Source organism: Mucilaginibacter gotjawali (genome assembly GCF_002355435.1).
Lineage (GTDB): Bacteria > Bacteroidota > Bacteroidia > Sphingobacteriales > Sphingobacteriaceae > Mucilaginibacter > Mucilaginibacter gotjawali.
Genome location: NZ_AP017313.1, coordinates 2,838,854 through 2,858,206, shown reverse-complemented (window position 1 = coordinate 2,858,206; position 19,353 = coordinate 2,838,854). Strand labels below are relative to the sequence as shown.

Annotated in this window: 16 protein-coding genes; 11 read left to right on the top strand and 5 right to left on the bottom strand. The window is 40.6% G+C overall.

The window, feature by feature from the left end:
- Positions 1-4 precede the first annotated feature (4 nt).
- Positions 5-649, top strand: coding sequence for a DUF4412 domain-containing protein (locus MgSA37_RS12745; protein WP_096352395.1), 645 nt, complete (start codon positions 5-7; stop codon positions 647-649).
- Positions 650-689: 40 nt separating this feature from the next.
- On the opposite strand, the gene MgSA37_RS12740 is transcribed toward MgSA37_RS12745, so the two are convergent.
- From MgSA37_RS12740 to MgSA37_RS12725, 4 genes are all read right to left on the bottom strand, one after another.
- A complete protein-coding gene (locus MgSA37_RS12740; protein ID WP_096352394.1) occupies positions 690-1,319 on the bottom strand; it encodes a hypothetical protein in 630 nt (209 codons plus the stop codon).
- A 128-nt stretch (positions 1,320-1,447) separates the two neighbouring features.
- Positions 1,448-2,713 carry an adenosylmethionine--8-amino-7-oxononanoate transaminase gene (gene bioA / locus MgSA37_RS12735; protein ID WP_096352392.1) on the bottom strand — a complete coding sequence of 422 codons (1,266 nt, stop codon included), beginning with the start codon at positions 2,711-2,713 and terminating at the stop codon, positions 1,448-1,450.
- On the bottom strand, positions 2,704-3,150 hold the full coding sequence (locus MgSA37_RS12730; RefSeq protein WP_096352391.1) for an NUDIX domain-containing protein: 447 nt from the start codon (positions 3,148-3,150) through the stop codon (positions 2,704-2,706). The genes bioA and MgSA37_RS12730 overlap by 10 nt, the downstream gene beginning before the upstream one ends.
- Entirely contained in the window at positions 3,150-4,121 is a 972-nt protein-coding gene (locus MgSA37_RS12725) for a cation diffusion facilitator family transporter (protein ID WP_096352389.1), read from the bottom strand. Before MgSA37_RS12725 ends, MgSA37_RS12730 begins: the two co-directional genes overlap by 1 nt.
- Before the next feature lie 401 nt (positions 4,122-4,522).
- On the opposite strand from MgSA37_RS12725, the gene MgSA37_RS12720 reads away from it, so the two are divergent.
- A complete protein-coding gene (locus tag MgSA37_RS12720; protein ID WP_172885321.1) occupies positions 4,523-5,716 on the top strand; it encodes a pyridoxal phosphate-dependent aminotransferase in 1,194 nt (397 codons plus the stop codon).
- Between the two features lie 100 nt (positions 5,717-5,816).
- Here MgSA37_RS12720 and MgSA37_RS12715 read toward each other — a convergent pair whose 3' ends face one another.
- Positions 5,817-6,362, bottom strand: a complete 546-nt coding sequence (locus MgSA37_RS12715) for a hypothetical protein (RefSeq protein WP_096352388.1) — start codon at positions 6,360-6,362, stop codon at positions 5,817-5,819.
- 743 nt (positions 6,363-7,105) lie between these two features.
- Between MgSA37_RS12715 and spt the strand changes: the two genes are divergently transcribed.
- From spt to MgSA37_RS12670, 9 genes are all read left to right on the top strand, one after another.
- On the top strand, positions 7,106-8,311 hold the full coding sequence (spt, locus tag MgSA37_RS12710) for a serine palmitoyltransferase (protein ID WP_096352386.1): 1,206 nt from the start codon (positions 7,106-7,108) through the stop codon (positions 8,309-8,311).
- Positions 8,312-8,490: 179 nt separating this feature from the next.
- Positions 8,491-9,609: a GNAT family N-acetyltransferase gene (locus MgSA37_RS12705; RefSeq protein WP_096352385.1), complete on the top strand. Its 1,119-nt coding sequence runs from the start codon at positions 8,491-8,493 to the stop codon at positions 9,607-9,609.
- Complete coding sequence (locus MgSA37_RS12700) at positions 9,606-10,592, top strand: NAD-dependent epimerase/dehydratase family protein (protein WP_096352383.1); 987 nt, start codon at positions 9,606-9,608, stop codon at positions 10,590-10,592. Before MgSA37_RS12705 ends, MgSA37_RS12700 begins: the two co-directional genes overlap by 4 nt.
- Before the next feature lie 29 nt (positions 10,593-10,621).
- Entirely contained in the window at positions 10,622-11,944 is a 1,323-nt protein-coding gene (locus MgSA37_RS12695; RefSeq protein WP_096352382.1) for an inositol-3-phosphate synthase, read from the top strand.
- Positions 11,945-12,684: 740 nt separating this feature from the next.
- Positions 12,685-15,243, top strand: coding sequence for a DUF5686 and carboxypeptidase-like regulatory domain-containing protein (locus MgSA37_RS12690; protein WP_096352380.1), 2,559 nt, complete (start codon positions 12,685-12,687; stop codon positions 15,241-15,243).
- A 19-nt stretch (positions 15,244-15,262) separates the two neighbouring features.
- Entirely contained in the window at positions 15,263-15,985 is a 723-nt protein-coding gene (locus MgSA37_RS12685; RefSeq protein ID WP_096352379.1) for a CDP-alcohol phosphatidyltransferase family protein, read from the top strand.
- A 202-nt stretch (positions 15,986-16,187) separates the two neighbouring features.
- Positions 16,188-16,808, top strand: a complete 621-nt coding sequence (locus tag MgSA37_RS12680) for a sterol desaturase family protein (RefSeq protein ID WP_096352376.1) — start codon at positions 16,188-16,190, stop codon at positions 16,806-16,808.
- A 1-nt stretch (position 16,809) separates the two neighbouring features.
- Positions 16,810-17,748, top strand: a complete 939-nt coding sequence (locus MgSA37_RS12675; RefSeq protein WP_096352374.1) for a phosphatase PAP2 family protein — start codon at positions 16,810-16,812, stop codon at positions 17,746-17,748.
- A 243-nt stretch (positions 17,749-17,991) separates the two neighbouring features.
- On the top strand, positions 17,992-19,317 hold the full coding sequence (locus MgSA37_RS12670; RefSeq protein ID WP_096352373.1) for a hypothetical protein: 1,326 nt from the start codon (positions 17,992-17,994) through the stop codon (positions 19,315-19,317).
- Positions 19,318-19,353: the final 36 nt, after the last annotated feature.

The following is a 19,353-nucleotide window of genomic DNA, read 5'->3' as shown; positions in this document are numbered from 1 at the left end:
ATTTATGAAGATCAAACTTTTTTTCGTTGCCCTGGGCATAGCGCTTACAGCAACCACTATTAGTGCAAATGCACAAAAAGCCTATACGCAGGGATTAATTACCATGATTGGAGACATGAATGGTCAGCCAACAACCATGAAGGCTTATTTTAGCCCTGATTCAGCTGCCCTTACATTCCAGGCGGGCCCGGCGGCCATAAAAATATTAAGTAATGCTGCAAAAACATATTTTGCAGTTGTTGTTGACGTGCCGTCATTTTCGGTAAAAAAAGCAGCTATCGCCAACCCTGACGAAGTTGACCAGATGAAAGCCGCCTTGCCTAAGTTCACTTTTGCGCCAACTACCGAGACCAAGCAGATCTCGGGCTTTAACTGCAAAAAAGTGGTAGCAACCGACGCTAAGGACAATAAGACCTATGATGTTTGGGTTACCAATGATATAACACTTCCGCCAAGTGCCGGTTCTGACCTGTATGCCGGAGCCGGCGGTGTACCTATCCAATACACCTCATTTAACCGCGGACAGGCGTCTGTTATAACTGTTACTGCTATTAGTGACGAAAAAGCACCTGCCGGCACATTCGGATTCTCTGCTGATTACGATAAGATCACCATGGATGATCTGAAAGCGATGAGCGGAGGAAATTAAGTTTGCAGTTAGTAGTTTTCAGTGGGCAGTAAGAATTCTTTTATTGCAAGCTGCCCACTGAAAACTGCAAACTTTCGGCTAACGCTGATACCCATTTATTGAACAAGCTACTTTCAAACGCCACTGCTTTCGCGGCGTGAGTTTCCCAATCAGGCGAAAAAGATTTAAGCTGATTGATCATCTCTTCCAGATGCCCTTCTTCTTCTAAAATGATCGATTTTACATTTACCTTGCTGCCTGCATTCTCTAAAGCTTCCTGGTAAATGGGGTACAGTTCATCTGCCCTTACTTCAATGGCATAAGTTACCAGCAGGTAAGCTGCAAACCTGAGTTCTTTTCCCGTGAGCTTAAGTTCGTTTTTCAGATATCTGCAAACATCAATATCCAGTTGGTTTAAATAATAGCGGCTATAGGCAGGCGCTAACAAATATTGGCTTGCATAAGTCTGGCATGTATCGATGCCGGTTTTTTCAATTTGCTTCTTCAGGTAAAAAGCATGGCGATGTTCTTCGGCAGCGTGTTTTAAAATAATGTACGTAACCGTTTCCATATCCTCACTGGCGGAGATCTTACGGGCGCCCGTATTTTCCATCAAGGATAAAGTATTTAACCATTTGGCATGCAATTGTTTATCTGCAATTATTAAAGGTAATAGTTCGTTTAATTCCATATTATTATTTTGTGATTTCCCTGATTGTTTTTTGTGATTACACTGATTTTTATTTGATTACACCGATTAAATTTCTAATCAGTGAAATCATACGCTAATCGGTGAAATCACTCCTAAAATCGGTGTAATCAAAGTGCCTCCAATGCTTGTTCAATTTTGGCGTAAATGTAATTCAGTTCGTCATCAGTAATGCAATACGGAGGTAAAATATAGATGGTATTGCCAAGTGGCCTTAAAATAATGCCGGCATCTAAAAAGTACTGGTAAAGTATGTCCCGCAGGGAATTGAAATAGGAAGTATTGCTGCCTGTTTCCCATTCCATGGCGAAAATTGTGCCTGTTTGCCTGATGGTTTTAACTTTTGGATGGTTTGTTATTTTTTTGCCAAACGCCATGTGTTTTGCGGCAATTCTTTTGATGTTTTTTAGGGTTGATGGATCAAGGAACAAATCCAAACTGGCAAGTGCCGCAGCTATTGCCACCGGGTTAGCCGTAAACGAATGTCCGTGAAACAGTGTTTTTAGTTTATCATCCGACAAAAAAGCATCATAAATAGTTTGCGTGCACGTTGTAAGGCCCAGGGCCATGGTACCGCCTGTTAATCCTTTCGAAAAACACATAATATCCGGTTGTTCCTGCACGTGATTACAGGCAAAATTTTTCCCGGTACGCCCGAAGCCTGTAAAAACCTCGTCGGCGATCAATAACATACCTTCTTTGCGGCAATGTGCCATCAGCTCATTCAAATACGCGGCGTCGTACATCAGCATACCTCCCGCGCCCTGTACCAGCGGCTCAAATATGAAACAAGCGGTTTTAGATTTGAGATGTGAGATATAAGATGTGAGATTTTGGATATTATCTTCGTTTGGAAGATCAATAAACTCAACCTCAAACAATAACCGGTCAAAAGCGGCTGTAAATGCACTGCGGCCGCTTACCGCCATAGCGCCGAACGTGTCGCCGTGGTATGCATTCTTAAATGCGATGATCTTCGTGCGGTTTTCACCCTTGTTATGCCAGTATTGGAGGCACATTTTTATGGCAACTTCCACAGCAGTTGATCCATTGTCGGAGTAAAAAACTTTTTGTTGATTTTTTGGCAGTATCTGAAGCAGGCGTTCGGCCAGTTCAACCGCACCTTCATGGGTGAAACCTGCGAAAATAACATGCTCCAGCTTATATAATTGTTCAGATACTTTTTTTGCGATGTATGGATGCGCATGCCCGTGGATATTTACCCACCAGGAAGAAACTGCGTCAATATATTTTTTGCCGTTCTCATCAAACAATAAAGCCCCCTCGCCCCTAACAATCGGAATTGGCGGCTTTGCCGTTTTCATTTGCGTATATGGGTGCCAAATTACTTTTAAATCCCTGTCTGTTAAATCCATATGCTGCCTGTTAAAAGTTTAGCTACATGCTGATCGGTTGGGAAAAGAAAATCTTCATTCGCAAGGTTTGCCAATTTTACCCACCTGAAAGCTTGCAACACTTCCCCTTCACCGTCAAAATCAAAAACCAGGGTTTTAAAATTCAAATTCAACTCTTCCAGGTTTTTAACGCTGTAATAAACGCTGATCACCTGCGAATCATTAAAAGCAGATTTTACATAAAAATCAGTGGTATAAAAATGGCTGATCACTTCTACTATCGCATTGCATTCCTCCAAAAACTCACGTTTCAGGCCATCAATCAAACCTTCGCCGGGTTCAAGGCCGCCACCGGGGAATTTAGTAAAGCGCATACCATATTCCTGTTCATCGCTGATCAGTACCTCGTTGTGATCATTGATCAGCAGGCCATAAACACGTACATTAAAAGGATACATTATTCAAAGTGTTTTCTGTTACGGATAATTTTGTCCAACGTCCAGGCGATGTCCGCAGTTTTTGGTTCCGATCTGATGGGGCATGCCGGCATATTACAATAATAGCAACACTCGGGCAGGCATGGGTCAGTATGGATAAACCACTCTGTTTTTGTTACTTCCGAATTGGTGATCGTATCTATCGACTTAACCTGTTCATGAACTTCATTCAAATTAAAATAGTTGGGTAAAGTTAAATGGCAATCAATATGCAGCTCATTACCATATTTTTGGGCCCTGAAATTATGGATGTCTATCCACGACACATTTCTGTTTTCATTCAGCACCTCTATTACCTCCTTTACCACTGTAAAATCAGCTTCATCCATTAATACGGCTACTGATTTTCGTACCAGTTGGTAAGCATTATATAAAATATACAAGCCTACAACGATAGACAAGGCGCTATCCAGCCATAAAATATGAGTAAAATGAATGAGCAATAAACCGGTAACCAGGCCAATACTGGTAACCATATCGGTTAACAGGTGCCTTCCATCTGCTTCAATGGTAACAGATGGCAACGTTTTACCTTTACGGGTCATGTACCAGCCCAAGACGCCGTTTACGATGCCTGTTGCACCTATAATCGAAGCGCCCGTGATGAGGTCGTGAATGGCATTGGGATAAATTAAACCGTATACCGATTTAATAATGATGGTAATTGCCGCGATACCTATCAAAAAACCTTCAACGAAAACCGAAAAATATTCCACTTTTCCATGGCCATAAGGATGATTTTCGTCCCTGGGCTGGGCCGCCAGATAGATGCTGAAAAACGCAAATGAGCTTGCCAGCACATTTACAATACTTTCAGCCGCATCAGTAAGCACAAAATTGGATTCTGTTAAAAAGTATGCGCCGAATTTAGCTATCATCAGTATGGAACTGGTAATTAGGGCAAGAAGAATGATCCGTTTTTGTTGTTTCAAAATGTTGAATTTTCGGCCAAATTTAGGAATTGTTTCCCGAAAACAGCAGGCAAGTTCCTAACTATGTTAGTTATTACGGGCGAACAAACAAGTGACCGATAGTGCTCCCCTTTGGCAGATCCGGGTATGCTGTTACCCGGCAAAACTACTGTATCGCAAAGCGTTAATTGGACAATTTAACCTGTTACATATAATATATAATACGTTATCTGCAACCAAAACAGGGCTCCCGATATTTCCAAATTCATAAAATGGTCTCTAAAAAGGGCTTAATTTTAAGCCTTTACGAAATAGCGCAACGGATTTGTTAATAAAATGCTAAAAAAATCAAAATTTACTATGAACACCTCCACCTCAGCCCAGACTTTTCTATATTTGGGCCGCAATAAAATAAACATAAAATGAGTGCATTAAGTAACAGGATAAATAACCTGTCTGAGTCGGCAACGATCAAAATGGCCAAACTTGGCCGCGAGCTGGCCGCAAAAGGCGTAGACGTAATAAGCCTTAGTTTCGGCGAACCTGATTTTCATACCCCTGAACATATTAAGGAAGCAGCCAAGCTGGCGATGGATAAGAATTTCACCTATTACACACCCGTATCCGGCTATCCCGATCTCAGAAAAGCAATCGCCAATAAATTAAAAACTGAAAATAACCTGGATTATGATTTCAGCCAGATAGTGGTGTCAACCGGCGCCAAACAGGCAATTGCCAATGCCGTGCTTTGTTTGGTTAACCCGGGCGAAGAAGTGATCATCCCTACTCCTTATTGGGTATCCTACTCCGAAGTGGTTAAACTGGCAGATGGTGTGAGTGTATTTATTGAAGCACCTGTTGAACAGGATTTCAAAATTACCCCTGCCCAATTAGAGGCTGCTATTACCCCGAAAACCAAGCTGTTTATGTTTTCATCGCCTTGTAACCCTACCGGCAGTGTATACAGTAAAAGCGAGTTGGAGGGACTTGCCAAAGTATTTGAAAAACACCCTCAGGTTTACATCCTGTCGGACGAGATATATGAGCACATTAATTTTGTTGACAAGCACGAGTCTATAGCCCAGTTTGAGGCCATTAAAGACCGCGTAATTATCATTAATGGCTTTTCGAAAGCATTTGCAATGACAGGGTGGCGCATCGGTTATACGGCATCAAATAAAGAAATCGCTAACGCATGCGATAAGATGCAGGGCCAGATCACTTCGGGAACTTGTTCTATCACCCAGAAAGCCGGTGTTGCTGCGCTGGAAGGTGGATTAGATTCCGTTTTGCAGATGCGCGGAGAATTCAAGAAACGCCGCGACCTGGTTTACGGCCTGTTGAAAAATATTGAAGGTGTAAAAGTAAATCTGCCTGAAGGTGCATTTTACTTCTTCCCGGACGTAACTTCATTCTTTGGGAAAAGCTATAACGGAAAAGTAATTAATGATGCCGATGAACTGAGTATATACCTGCTGGAAGAAGCACATGTAGCTACCGTCGGCGGCGATTCATTCGGGGACACCAAATGTATCCGTATTTCTTATGCTGCTGCCGAGGACAAGCTGATTGAAGCGATGAACAGATTAAAGGCTGCTTTAGGCAAATTGGTGTAATTTTTACTTAGCGATCAGAGGTAAATAATTTCAAAAAATAAAGAAAGCCGCGAAAATAATTTTCGCGGCTTTCTTGTTATGTTTGTTTTGCAAACTACAGTTATAAACTAAAACCGTAGGCGATGCGTAAACCAACCAGGCCGTAGCTATCACCCGAACCCGAGAAATTTTCATACCGTACGCCAATGTCTAAATTTTTTGTTGCATATCCAAGTCCCGGCGAAAGGATAAGTTTGGTATTTTTAGCATAATCGGTTTCAAATCCCGCACCGGCCTCAGCCCCCACGTACAAGCCTCCGTCTAAAAATGCTTTAATACCCAATTTTACCGGAACAACGCCCAGATCATTTGGCTTTGCGGTATAAGTAATACCATCGATAGTTGCTGATGAGCCCCTGGCAAAAAAATTATAATAGCCGGAGGTAAGGGTAAGGGCAACGTCTTTACTTAATCCATATTGCAACCGGGCTGTTCCGCCCAGGTCGAATTTAGAAAAATCTTTAAGGTTTCCCGTTGGGATTCCACCTTCAATTCCAATACCTAAGCGCCATGCGTTTGCCGGTGTAGTTTGGGCCTTAACGCTACTGGTAAGGAATAAAGCAGCACCAGTAAATGCCAGCGCTAACAGTTTTGATACTTTTTTCATAGTTGTGTTTTTTATTAAACAATGGTTAAATTGTATTACCCATGCTTAACAAATATTTTACCACAGACCGCTAATGGTGATAATTCAACGGATCCGAGGCTATTAACGGAAAGCTTGCAGGGTGTTTAATTACTGACGATCAGGGAACTTGAGGTCAGCAAAACGTGCATCGACCAAAAAAATAGAAAATTTCCGGACATTTTCTCATTAGTGAACAATATTGACCTTAAAAAAGGGCAAAACCCCGCTTTTCAAACAACAAGCCAATTTTAAAAGCGCATGTCAATTGAGATTATCTAAGCGCGGCAGGCGATTAAAAAACTGAAGCGGCGCCAAAAACAACCCAAAGTAAACACTGTGTTAAATTAAGAAACGGAGTCGAATCCATTTTTTTTCCTTATACTTGGAGTCGCGAAGATTTTGCCAGCTGCATTTGTTTGCGGAGAAGATAACATTTAACAAAAATAATTTATAAACAACAGCTATTATCTTATCTTTAAATTTCAAATTAAACCGGAAATAAAAATTTTCACACATCACGTCCAAAACAACTAATAAAGCTGATTTTTAGGCATTTTAGAAAAAAATTGAAAAATCTATAATTAAATAAACAAAAAATTTAATTAATTTGCCTTATGGGAATTGATCTGCTTTTGAAGCTGTTTAAAAAAAATTACACATTAAATAATAAGTTATAACCTAATTCATGGTATTTTTACAAAAAATTTAAGCTGCGTTAATACATGGTTAAAAGATTAAAGGAGAAAATCGCTCAGTTTCAGGATGCAAATAACATCCGTGAAATGGGGCTATATCCTTATTTCAGGCCTATTGAGTCTGGACAGGATACTGAAGTTATGATCGATGGCAAACGTGTGTTAATGTTTGGTTCCAATTCTTACTTAGGATTGACAAGCCATCCTAAGATTAAAGAAGCCTCAAAAAAAGCGATCGATAAATATGGAACGGGCTGCGCGGGTTCGAGGTTTTTAAACGGAACACTTGATATACATATTGAATTAGAGACCCGGCTTGCAAAATATGTAGGTAAGGATGCTGCTGTTTTATTCAGCACAGGTTTCCAGGTAAATCTTGGTGTTTTATCAAGCATTACCGGCCGTAATGATTACCTTATTTTAGATGAATACGATCATGCTTCGTTGATAGACGGAAGCCGTTTGTCATTTTCGAAAGTTATTAAATACGCCCATAATGATATGGAAGATCTGAAGCGCAAGCTGAGCATTCTTCCCGAAGAGGCGGTAAAACTAATAGCTGTTGATGGGATCTTCAGCATGGAGGGTGATATTGTTAAGCTTCCGGAAATTGTTAAGGTTGCTGAAGAATATGGCGCCAATATCATGGTTGACGATGCACACAGTTTGGGTGTGATAGGACATAATGGTGCAGGTACCGCCTCGCACTTTAATTTAACAAAGGATGTTGACCTTATCATGGGTACATTCAGTAAATCGCTGGCATCGCTAGGCGGCTTTATTGCAGCCGACCATGATACCATTGATTACCTTAAGCATCGTGCCCGGGCATTAATGTTTAGTGCGAGTATGACCCCTGCTTCCGTAGCCAGTGTCATTGCTGCCCTGGATATCATTGAATCAGAACCTGAGCGGATTCAAAAACTTTGGGATAACACCAATTATGCAATGAAATTGCTGACAGAAGAAGGGTTTGACCTCGGCCCTACAGAAAGCCCGATACTGCCGATCTACGTTCGCGACAATTACAAAACATTCCTGGTTACCAAACAATTGCAGGATGACGGTATTTTTGTTAACCCGGTTGTATCACCGGCGGTACCATCTGATTCGTCATTGCTAAGGTACTCGCTCATGGCCACCCATACCTTCGAACAGATAGACGAATCCATTGAAAAAATTGCAAAGGCATTTAAAGAAGTTGGCGTAACATCTGTTAAAGAAAAAATATAAAATCTGCCTCACCCAACCCGCTCAAAGGAGAGGGCCTAAAATTAGGCAGAGTTCAAGGTCCTCTCCTTTGGAGACGATTTAGGTGAGGCGATTATACAGGTATTTAGACACTGCACGCAGCGATTTCGGCTGCGTGTTTTGTTTAATTTGCATAAATTTAAAGATCGAAACACATCAAAATGAAAAAGATCGTTCCGGTGAGTTCAAAAAAAGAACTTTCCATATTTATTGACTTCCCTCATGATCTTTACAAAAATGATCCGAACTACGTTCCTGAATTATTTATAGCTCAAAGGGATCTTTTAACTACCCACCCCTTCCATAAGCACAACCAACTGCAGGCTTTCCTCGCGTTTGATAATGACAAAGTAATTGGCCGGATTGCCGCCATACTGAATAATACCAGCAATGAATTTAACCACGTTAACGATGGTTTTTGGGGCTTTTTTGACTGTATTGACGACCAGGAAACAGCTGATCTTTTGTTTAGTACAGCCGCAAACTGGTTAAAAGGCAAAGGCGTAACCCAAAAATTTATCGGCCCGGTAAACTTTTCTACCAACGAAGCCTGCGGCCTGTTGATTAAAGGCTTTGATAGCCCGCCAATGCTGATGATGACGTACAATGCGCCTTATTACGAAACACTGGTTGAAAAAGCAGGATTTGCCAAACAGATTGATTTGATAGCCTGGCATTGGGACGGACAGAATTATGACGACCGTTCAGTAAAACTGCTGGAGGCCTTAAAAGAAAGGCTTAAACGCAACAATATTACTATCCGTAATGTCAATTTAAAAAACTTTAAAGAAGAAACGGTTAAGCTCCGCGAGGTTTATAACTCAGCATGGGATAAAAATAGCGGGTTTGTCCCCTTATCTGACGAGGAATTTAACTACCTGGCTAAAGACCTTAAATTAATTTTAGACCCAGACTTTGCTTTAGTGGCCGAACAAGATGGAAAAATTGTTGGTTTCGGATTGGCGCTTCCAAATTATAACGAGATCTTCAAGACCATAAAAAGAGGGCGTTTATTGCCGACCGGTCTTTTCAAACTTCTCCTTAATAAAAGTAAAATACAAAGCATCCGCATTTATGCACTTGGTATAGTTGATGGGTACCGCAAGATGGGTATCGAGGCTTGTTTATATGGCACCATCATTAAAGAATACAAGAGAAAAGGTTTTACACATGCCGAAGCAGGCTGGACGCTTGAAAACAACACCATGATAAACGAAGCTATAAAAGCTATTAAAGGCGACCCCTACAAAACTTACAGGTTATACGAGAAAGCGATATGAAAGAACGCGTGCTGATAACCGGGGCAAGCGGGTTTATTGGTTATCATATCATACAGGAAGCACTTAAAAACAATCTTGAAGTTTACGCTGCAATCAGAAAAAGCAGCAATATCGCCCATCTAAAGGATCTTGATATAAAATATACCTATCCCGATTTTGGGGATGTTTCGTCGCTAAAAAAGGAGCTTGCCGAAAACAAATACGACTATATTATCCATGCTGCCGGGGCAACCAAGGCCAGGTCGCAGGAAGAATACAACACCATTAATGCCGGGTATACACAAAACCTGGCCACCGCAGCGCTTGAAAGCGGCATCCAATTAAAAAAATTCGTGTTACTGGGCAGCCTGGCTGCGGTAGGCCCGCTTAACAATTTGAAGGAAGTATTAACGGAAAATTCGATACCTAACCCTGTTACGGCATACGGTAAAAGCAAACTATTGGGCGAAGAAAAATTAAAGGCATTTGCAACGCTAAACTTTACCATATTAAAACCTACCGGCGTTTATGGCCCGAGAGATAAAGATATATTTATCTTTTTCAAACAGATTGCCAGGGGACTTGAACCTTATATTGGCCATACCGAGCAAAAATTCAGCTTCCTTTACGTTACCGACCTGGCAAAAGCAACTATAAAAGCCCTGTTTAATGGTAATAAGGGTACTTTTATTTTATCCGACGGAAAATCGTACGATCGTTACCAGTTAGCCGGCTTTATAAAGGACTCCATGGGGGTAAAAGCAATAAAGTTTCATTTGCCTGTAAAGTTTGTAAAAATAATAGCATATCTATCCGAAAAATACTGTGCTTTAAATAAAAAAGCATCAACTTTGAACGTCGAGAAATTAAACGAGTTGATGGCGGTAAGCTGGCATTGCGATATCGGAAATGCCCGGAAAGATTTAGGCTTTGAACCCGAGTATGATTTAAAAGCCGGGGTTGCAGAGTCAATAAAGTGGTACAAAACAAATAAGTGGCTTTAGCTATTTATTAAACACTATAACAAATTACTATGAAAACAAATATCAAACCTGCTGAGGGTAAACTTGGGATACTGATCCCTGGTTTGGGTGCCGTAGCAACTACATTAATTGCCGGTGTTGAAGCCGTAAAAAAAGGAATATCGCAGCCAATTGGCTCGTTAACCCAAATGGGGAACATCCGTTTAGGCAAAAGAACCGAAAATCGTTTCCCCAAAGTAAAAGATTTTGTGCCGCTGGCAAACCTGAACGACATTGTTTTTGGCGGATGGGATGTTTACTCGGACAATGTTTATGAAGCCGCCATGAAGGCTAAAGTACTTGAACCCGGCCTTTTGAACCAGGTTAAAGCCGAACTGGAAGTTGTAGTGCCGATGAAAGCGGCATTTGATAAAAACTATGCTAAAAACCTAATTGGTACCAATATAAAAACCGGAACAAGGTATGAACTTGCGCAGCAGGTGATGGAAGATATTTTAGCATTTAAAGAACGCCATGGCTGTGACAGGATAGTGCTTGTTTGGTGCGGATCAACTGAAATTTATTATGAGGCATCCGATATTCACCAAAGTTTGGAGAAATTTGAGCAGGCATTAATCCTTGATGATAAACGTATCTCGCCAAGTATGATCTATGCCTACTCCGCATTAAAATTGGGTATTCCTTTCGCCAATGGTGCGCCGAATTTAACAGTAGACATTCCGGCGATGATTGAGCTGGCTAAATTGACGGATACCCCTATTGCAGGTAAGGATTTTAAAACCGGGCAAACCCTGATGAAGACCATATTAGCGCCAGGCCTGGCCGCCCGCTCATTGGGTGTAAGAGGTTGGTTTTCGACCAATATATTGGGCAACCGCGATGGTTTGGTGCTGGATGACCCGGATAACTTTAAAACAAAAGAAGTTTCAAAGCTGGGCGTACTTGAGGACATATTAAGGCCCGATGCCAACCCAGAATTATATGGGGACCTGTATCACAAGATCAGGATCGACTATTATCCGCCGCATGGCGATAATAAAGAGAGCTGGGACAATATTGATATTTTTGGCTGGCTTGGATATAAAATGCAGATAAAAATAAATTTCCTTTGCCGTGATTCCATCCTGGCAGCACCCATCGCTTTGGATCTCGCCTTATTCAGCGACCTTGCAAAACGGGCCGGTATGAGCGGGATACAGGAATGGCTCTCATTTTATTTAAAGTCGCCGCAAACCGCGGAAGGATTACACCCTGAAAATGACATCTTTAAACAGCTGATAAAACTACAAAACACCCTTCGCCATTTGATGGGCGAAGACCTCATCACTCACCTGGGGTTAGATTACTACCAGGAATTAGTAGATGTATTATAAAAACCGTTAATCGGGTTGATTAAGTTGATTGAGTTTTTGGCGGCAAACATTTGCCCACAAATAAATATCAATTACCTTAATTAACCCGATCTTTTGTAACTGAGCGCCACCCCGTTATCTTAAAATCAAAACACTCAACCGCCCAATGCCTTTTTACAAATTTTATTGCTTTTTGATAAAGCAGCGGGCATGCTCAATGGCTTGCGCTTTTTGCCTGTAACGTAAAATATTTGTTATGTGCGTTTATATTATCCATGTTTTTTGACATGTAAAACCCTTTTCTCTGTAAAAGTGAAGAATTTAACCTTTGGGAGACAAAAATGAAGGATGAGGATTGTGCAGGCATCTATACTAATATACTTCTGCAGGCCGTTCTATATTTTTGATTTGTTTTAGGGCAGTAAATGCAGCTATGATGCGTTGATGCAGTTATCTGGTGGTTATTTGACTTTTTGACCACAATAGTCCATAAGGCATTTTTTACCTTTGGCCCTTCGTAAATAACAAATCCTGATACAGTTTCGTCATTGGGAAATAATGCTTTTGGGCGACAGGAAGATAGAAAAGCTAAAAAAACTGAGCAAATAACAGTTTGCTAAAATAAATAGGTTAAATACAGGTTTTGGAGTACTTATTGCTATGACATTCCGTAAATTGAATTTTAAATAAAGAGGCAAACTTTACCAAACATATTTAAGTAGTCTATTAAAAAATTGGTATTTGCACATTTAAACGACTAAATGGATTTTAAATATAATTGTTGGAAGCTGCTGCTATTTTGCTTCTTAATACTTTCCGCCACGATATTACATGCGCAAAACACTGATGTTAGCGGTACCGTAATTGATGCCGCCACCAAAAAACCCTTACCATTTGTGGTGGTGTCCTTCCCCGGAACCTCCTATGGCGTAAATACTGATAATAATGGGAAGTATGCACTGAGCACAACGTTAGCTGTAACCAAGCTCAAGGTTTCTTTTTTGGGTTATAAAGAAGCGCTGTTTACTATTAAACCAGGTGTAGAGCAGATAATAAATGTGAAGCTTGCACCTATGGCGAACCAATTGCAGGAAGTTACGGTGCGTTCGGGTAAGAAACCAAAATATCGCAATAAGGACAACCCGGCAGTTGAGCTGATCCGTAAAGTTATTGAGAACCGTGAAAAAAACCGTCCTGAAAGCTATCCATATGTAGAATACAAGGAATACGATAAGATGCAATTTTCTTTTGCGAATCTGAAAAAGTCCATCATGGACAAAAAATGGCTACAAAAATACAATTTCGTTTTACAAAACCGCGATAGCACTACTGTACCCGGCACTTACCTGACGCCGATCTACCTGGATGAAAAATTGACGCAATATTATTATCGTAAAGACCCGGAAAAGGAAAAAACAATTACGCTCGCACAACGCGCTGCCAACTTTGGGCCCGGCATTGATAGTGAAGGATTAACCGTTTACATGAAACACATGTATTACAAGGTTGACATTTATTCAAACGTTATTTTTTTGATGACCACGAATTTTTTGAGCCCTATCGCTAACTCCGCCCCTACCTTTTATAAATATTTTATCACGGATACGGTGGTTGTGAATAACCAGAAGCTGGTCGAACTTAGTTTTACGCCCAGAAACTTAACCGATGTACTTTTTGTGGGAAAGTTATATGTAACCCTTGATGGCAATTACGCGGTACAAAAAGCAAACCTTACTATCAATAAAAACATCAACCTGAATTTTGTAAACGGCATGAGTGTTAACCTGGAGTTTGAACAAAACCCGGATGGTAAATACCATTTAAGTAAAAGTACTACCATTGCCGATTTCGGGTTATCACAAAACTGGAAAGGGGGCCTTTTTGGGGTAAGGGAAATTGCGTATGGTAATTATGTGGTGAACAAACAGGAACCGGATTCGACATACCGCAACCAGGAGGACGCAGTACCCGAAGCCGCCAAAAACAAGACAGATGAATTTTGGCAAAAAAACAGGATAGATACGCTGACTACCGCTGAATCAAAAATATACAAAAACACAGACAGCCTGCGGAATATGCCTTCATTTAAACGGACCGTTGACCTGGCAACCTTGCTAATTGCAGGCTATAAAGACTATAACACATTTGAAATAGGCCCTGCAAATGCATTTTACAGCTACAATCCAATTGAAGGGGTTAAACTCCGTTTCGGAGGGCGCACCACCCCTAATTTAAGTAAGCGGTATTATTTTGAAACTTACGCTGCCTATGGTTTTCATGATCAAAAATGGAAAGGTTTTTTAAGCGCCACCTATTCGCTCAATAACAAATCAATATATAAATTCCCTCAAAACTATATACGTGCAAGTGTTCAATACGATACTTACATACCAGGAGAAAGTTTGCAGTTTGTACAGGAGGATAACGTATTGCTATCCATCAAAAGGGGTAACAATACAAAATATCTTTATGATTTAAGTTACCGGTTGGACTATGTTCATGAATATGCAAATCACTTTTCGTATGCTTTTGGGCTGAACAGGCAAAACCAATCTCCGGCGGGATCCCTCTATTTTACCCAACAAAACAGCACTGGGCAACTGGAAAGTGTACACAATTTATATACAACCGATATAACAGCAACCCTAAGGTATGCTCCTGATGAACAATTTTACCAGGGCAAAATTTACAGGATACAGGTACCAAGTAAAAACCCGGTTTTTACATTTAATTACGACGCGGGATTGAAAAATGTGCTCAACGGACAGTACGGTTATCAAAAAGTGAGTGCGCAGATTGATAAAAGGTTCTATTTGTCGCAACTTGGCTGGCTGGATTTTACAGGGCAGGCTGGTCATCTTTTTGGCCAGGTGCCATATCCCCTGCTTGATATTTTTCACGCCAATCAAACATATTCGTACCAGATCTACTCCTATAACTTAATGAACTTTTTAGAGTTTGTGGCAGATCACTACGAAAGCATTACGCTTGACCAGCATTTCAATGGCTTTTTCTTCAATAAAATACCATTGTTCAATAAATTGCACTGGCGGGAAACAGCATCATTTAAATCTATTTGGGGCGGATTGAGTAACGAGAACAATCCATCGTTACATCCAAACTTATACCAGTTCCCGGTAACGGCAACAGGGCAACCCATAACCAACGGCCTGGGGCATACCCCATATATGGAGGGTAGTGTTGGTATTGAAAACATTTTTAAATTTGTACGTATTGATCTGGTACGCAGGTTCTCCTATTTAAATGATCCGGGCGTTGCCAGGTGGGGTATCCGTACATTAGTTCAGTTTAATTTTTAAATTGCAGCATACAGCATAAATGGAACAACAAACATCATTACGAACCCATCTGCAATTGAGCATCTACAGGGTTATAGACCCGGTGGTAAAAGTTTTTATTAAACTGGGCCTTACCCCCAATATTGTTACGTCCATCGGTTTTATTTTAAATGTAGGCGTGGCTATCATCTTTATTTTAGGAGCTGAGGAAGGAAACCGCGGCGATCTGTCGTATGTTGGCTGGGCCGGCGCGCTGATTTTGTTTGCCGGCTTATTTGATATGCTTGACGGGCAGGTGGCGCGGCTGGGCAATATGAAATCTACTTTTGGCGCCCTTTATGACTCGGTGCTTGACCGGTACAGCGAACTGATCATGTTTTTAGGAATCTGCTATTACCTTGTCGGGCATCATTATTTTTTGAGTTCCATTTTTGCTTTTATTGCATTAATGGGGTCGATGATGGTGAGCTATGTAAGGGCCAGGGCCGAAGGTTTGGGCATTGAATGCAAAGGCGGCCTGATGCAGCGCCCCGAGCGTGTGGTCACTATCGGCTTATGCGCTATTTTGTGTGGAATTACTTCCTTTTACATTGGCGGCGATTATAAACTTTATGTCCCTGGTATTAAGTTTCATATTTTCGAAACCATGTCAATTTTTACTATTCCAATTGTAGGCGTAGCTATTTTGACCAATATAACCGCTTTTAAAAGGTTGCTTGATGCTAAAAAAGCCCTTTTAGAAAAGGACAGAACTTTCAGATAGGTTAAGTAAGTTATTCCCCTTAAAATTGCAACATCAAACGGAAATATCATATCTTCGTAACAAATGATTAAAATCATTTTAATTTTAACAAATCTTTATTAAAATTGAACGAAATCCATCATCTGTAAAAAGGATATCGGGTTTTATTAACAAATTCATTACAGGAATAGAAATCATTAAACATTTTTAACCTGCCCCGGCTATGAAAAAAAACTATGTTTCAAATTCACAGGACTCTGTGAGAATGTTTAAAAGCAGCTTTTTAGAAAGTTTATCAAAAGTACACTGGACTGTTCCCCTGTTTATTTTTATCCCTGTAATAGGTTTTTGCATTTATAAAAGTTTTGAGAGTGCAATAGGCATACTTACATTTATTGAGCTGTTTGCATTAGGCTTGTTTGTGTGGACACTGGTTGAATATATAATGCACCGTTTTGTGTTTCACTACGCGCCTGCAGATAAACCCTGGGCGCAAAGGATCCATTTTATTTTCCATGGTGTTCATCATGATTATCCCAGCGATGCCATGCGCCTGGTATTACCCCCTTCGGTAAGCATTCCGCTGGCAGCGTTGTTTTACTTTTTATTTAATGCGATATTGCCCGTAAACGATATATGGGGATTTTTCCCTGGTTTTATCCTGGGTTATTTATTTTATGACATCACTCATTACGCTATACATCATTTTAATTTTAAAGGCAATGTGTGGAAGAAAATAAAACAGCACCATATGCTGCATCATTACCAGGATCCTGATAAAGGTTACGGCGTTAGCTCACCTTTGTGGGATAAGGTTTTCGGGTCTGATTTCGTAAAAAAATAAGATGGGTACTGCTTTTAGTATTGGGGTTAAAACCACCATACGACAGGGCCTTGTTGTTTTTGCCATTTCAGTAGCTTATTTATTGATTTCCTATTGGCTGGTAGGCTTTAAAACTGATCAATTATTCCTGATCGGGTTATTTAACCTGCTGTTTTACCTGTCACCCGTAACACGGAAATTCATTCTTGGCTTTTCTATTTTTATAGTTTACTGGATCATCTTTGATTACATGAAGGCGTTCCCCAACTATAATTATAATACGGTTCATATTGCTGACCTGTATAACTTTGAAAAGCATCTTTTCGGCATAAATTATAACGGGAAGTTGATAACCCCGAACGAATACTGGAGGCTAAACGGCAATACATTTCTAGATATTATGGGCGGCATATTTTACCTGTGCTGGATACCGGTACCGCTGGCATTTGCTGCTTATTTGTTTTTTAAAGACAGTGAACAGTTTCTTCATTTTTCTTTCACCTTTGTTTTGGTGAATTTTTTAGGGTTTATTATTTATTACCTTTACCCGGCCGCCCCACCATGGTATGTGGAGTACCATGGGTTTACTTTTATCCCCGGCACCCATGGCAATACAGCAGGCCTGGTAAAATTCGACCAATACTTTAATGCAGGTATTTTTAAATCCATCTATTCAAAAGGATCCAATGTTTTTGCAGCCATGCCGTCCCTGCATTCATCATACCCAGTTATTGTTTTATATTACAGCTTCAAGAACCGGATGGGATTTGCCAATATTTTTTTCGTTATAGTAATGCTGGGGATTTGGTTTACAGCCGTTTATGCCAGTCACCATTATATTGCGGATGTTATCGCCGGTATTATTTGCGCCATTACCGGCATCATCATCTTCAACATACTACTGAAAAGGGTAACTTTTTTTGGAGCATTTTTAAAACGTTACCAAAAATCCATCCAATAATATTCCTTTATAAAAGCCAGGTTGCTTGTTTTACGCTACATTTATGCTGCTACTGCAGTCACAGCATCCATTATAACATCTGTTGAAATATATTGATGGGGCTATAATGTTAAAAAATCATCAAAACCAGTCATTTTATCGCCTTTTTGTTTTTAAAATTAAAAAATCAGCATCATTTATCAATATTAGGCATGTTATTTGAATTGATATAGCTATCTTTAAAGCCCTAATGCTTAACAGCTTATGAGAAAAGTTTTTACGCTGATCTTTTTACTTACCGCGCTGAGACTGTCTGCTGCTGCTTTTCAACCTGATACGTTGAAAACATCGGGAACAGCGCACAGTGCCGACTCCATAAAAAAAGCGCCGGCAAAAGCTGAGTCGGATTCGGTTAAAACGGCGCCGGCTACCCAAAAACAGGATTCAGCAAAAATACCAACAGATCATAAAGCTGATCCGGTTAAAACTATACCTGCGAGCAGTGTGGCAGACAGTTTACAGTCAAATGTATTTACCGGTACAGTAGACAGCCTGATCACCGTAATGGCACAGCACTCTTCAGACAGTAGCAAGACAATAACAGGAATTAATAAGAACGAAAGGCTGAAACTTTCCGCATCGTTGCCACCGGTAAATTCACCCGGATCAGAAGAGCGTAAATTAAAAACTCCGGAAAACCCGGAATTGCAGGCGCCGGCACCCGAAGCGAATGTTAATGATGCACTCTTTCCCTACGAAAACCTACGGCGGGTTACTTCATTGATTCAATTAGACAGCCTGAGGGCCACCATTTTGGTAGAACAGGCCAGGCAGGCACGGCTGCAGAAAATCATGCTGCGGAATGAACAGCTTAAAATTGCCGAACTATTAAAGATCAATAACCTTGACAGCCTGAAGCAGGAGTTAAGTATCACCAAAAGCGATACCCTTAAGGCCGTCCTAAACACGCGGATTGCTTTAAAGTATTTGGATTACGACACCATCGCCAGTAAAACCAAAAGGTACGAACACCAAAACCTGGCAATTGAATATACTTTACAGGCCATCAGGCAATACTCCATTTATAACGACAGCATTGGTTTGCGGATATGTTATGATAACCTGGCAAAAGTTTATCACGCCCAGAAGAAATTCGCACAGGCAAAATGGTTCATTTTACAATCCAACACACTTTCGCGTACCAAAAACGATACGCCCAATATCATCATATCTTTATTGACACTTGCAGCTATTAAGAGCGATATAAAAGATTATACCCTTGCTATGGGCGATCTTGACGAGGCCCTGAAGCTTTCCATTAGTACTCATGCACCAAAAACGCAGATAGAAGTATTAAAAAATTATGCCCAGTTGTATAACCTGTTGCAAAATTATCCTAAAGAAGCTGCGGTGTTAAAGAAACGCGACGCATTGCTTGACAGTATCCACAAAAGCGATGAAGCCTTACTGGCAAAAATCGCTGCGCTGAAAAAGAAGCAGGAATTGCAGCAGGCCAAAAAAAAACTTTTATCAGCCGCTACCAGGAAACCCTCCAAAAACAGCTCTCCGGTAAAAATAGCCTCATTATAATTTTACTGGCTGCTATTTTATTGATTGTGATTGCTG

Bases quoted from the DNA above. Each gene is read 5' to 3' on its own strand.
- MgSA37_RS12745 (WP_096352395.1), top strand. From the start codon at position 5: ATGAAGATCAAACTTTTTTTCGTTGCCCTGGGCATAGCGCTTACAGCA.
- MgSA37_RS12740 (WP_096352394.1), bottom strand. From the start codon at position 1,319: ATGGAATTAAACGAACTATTACCTTTAATAATTGCAGATAAACAATTG.
- bioA (WP_096352392.1), bottom strand. From the start codon at position 2,713: ATGGATTTAACAGACAGGGATTTAAAAGTAATTTGGCACCCATATACG.
- MgSA37_RS12730 (WP_096352391.1), bottom strand. From the start codon at position 3,150: ATGTATCCTTTTAATGTACGTGTTTATGGCCTGCTGATCAATGATCAC.
- MgSA37_RS12720 (WP_172885321.1), top strand. From the start codon at position 4,523: ATGAGTGCATTAAGTAACAGGATAAATAACCTGTCTGAGTCGGCAACG.
- MgSA37_RS12715 (WP_096352388.1), bottom strand. From the start codon at position 6,362: ATGAAAAAAGTATCAAAACTGTTAGCGCTGGCATTTACTGGTGCTGCT.
- spt (WP_096352386.1), top strand. From the start codon at position 7,106: ATGGTTAAAAGATTAAAGGAGAAAATCGCTCAGTTTCAGGATGCAAAT.
- MgSA37_RS12705 (WP_096352385.1), top strand. From the start codon at position 8,491: ATGAAAAAGATCGTTCCGGTGAGTTCAAAAAAAGAACTTTCCATATTT.
- MgSA37_RS12700 (WP_096352383.1), top strand. From the start codon at position 9,606: ATGAAAGAACGCGTGCTGATAACCGGGGCAAGCGGGTTTATTGGTTAT.
- MgSA37_RS12695 (WP_096352382.1), top strand. From the start codon at position 10,622: ATGAAAACAAATATCAAACCTGCTGAGGGTAAACTTGGGATACTGATC.
- MgSA37_RS12690 (WP_096352380.1), top strand. From the start codon at position 12,685: ATGGATTTTAAATATAATTGTTGGAAGCTGCTGCTATTTTGCTTCTTA.
- MgSA37_RS12685 (WP_096352379.1), top strand. From the start codon at position 15,263: ATGGAACAACAAACATCATTACGAACCCATCTGCAATTGAGCATCTAC.
- MgSA37_RS12680 (WP_096352376.1), top strand. From the start codon at position 16,188: ATGAAAAAAAACTATGTTTCAAATTCACAGGACTCTGTGAGAATGTTT.
- MgSA37_RS12675 (WP_096352374.1), top strand. From the start codon at position 16,810: ATGGGTACTGCTTTTAGTATTGGGGTTAAAACCACCATACGACAGGGC.
- MgSA37_RS12670 (WP_096352373.1), top strand. From the start codon at position 17,992: ATGAGAAAAGTTTTTACGCTGATCTTTTTACTTACCGCGCTGAGACTG.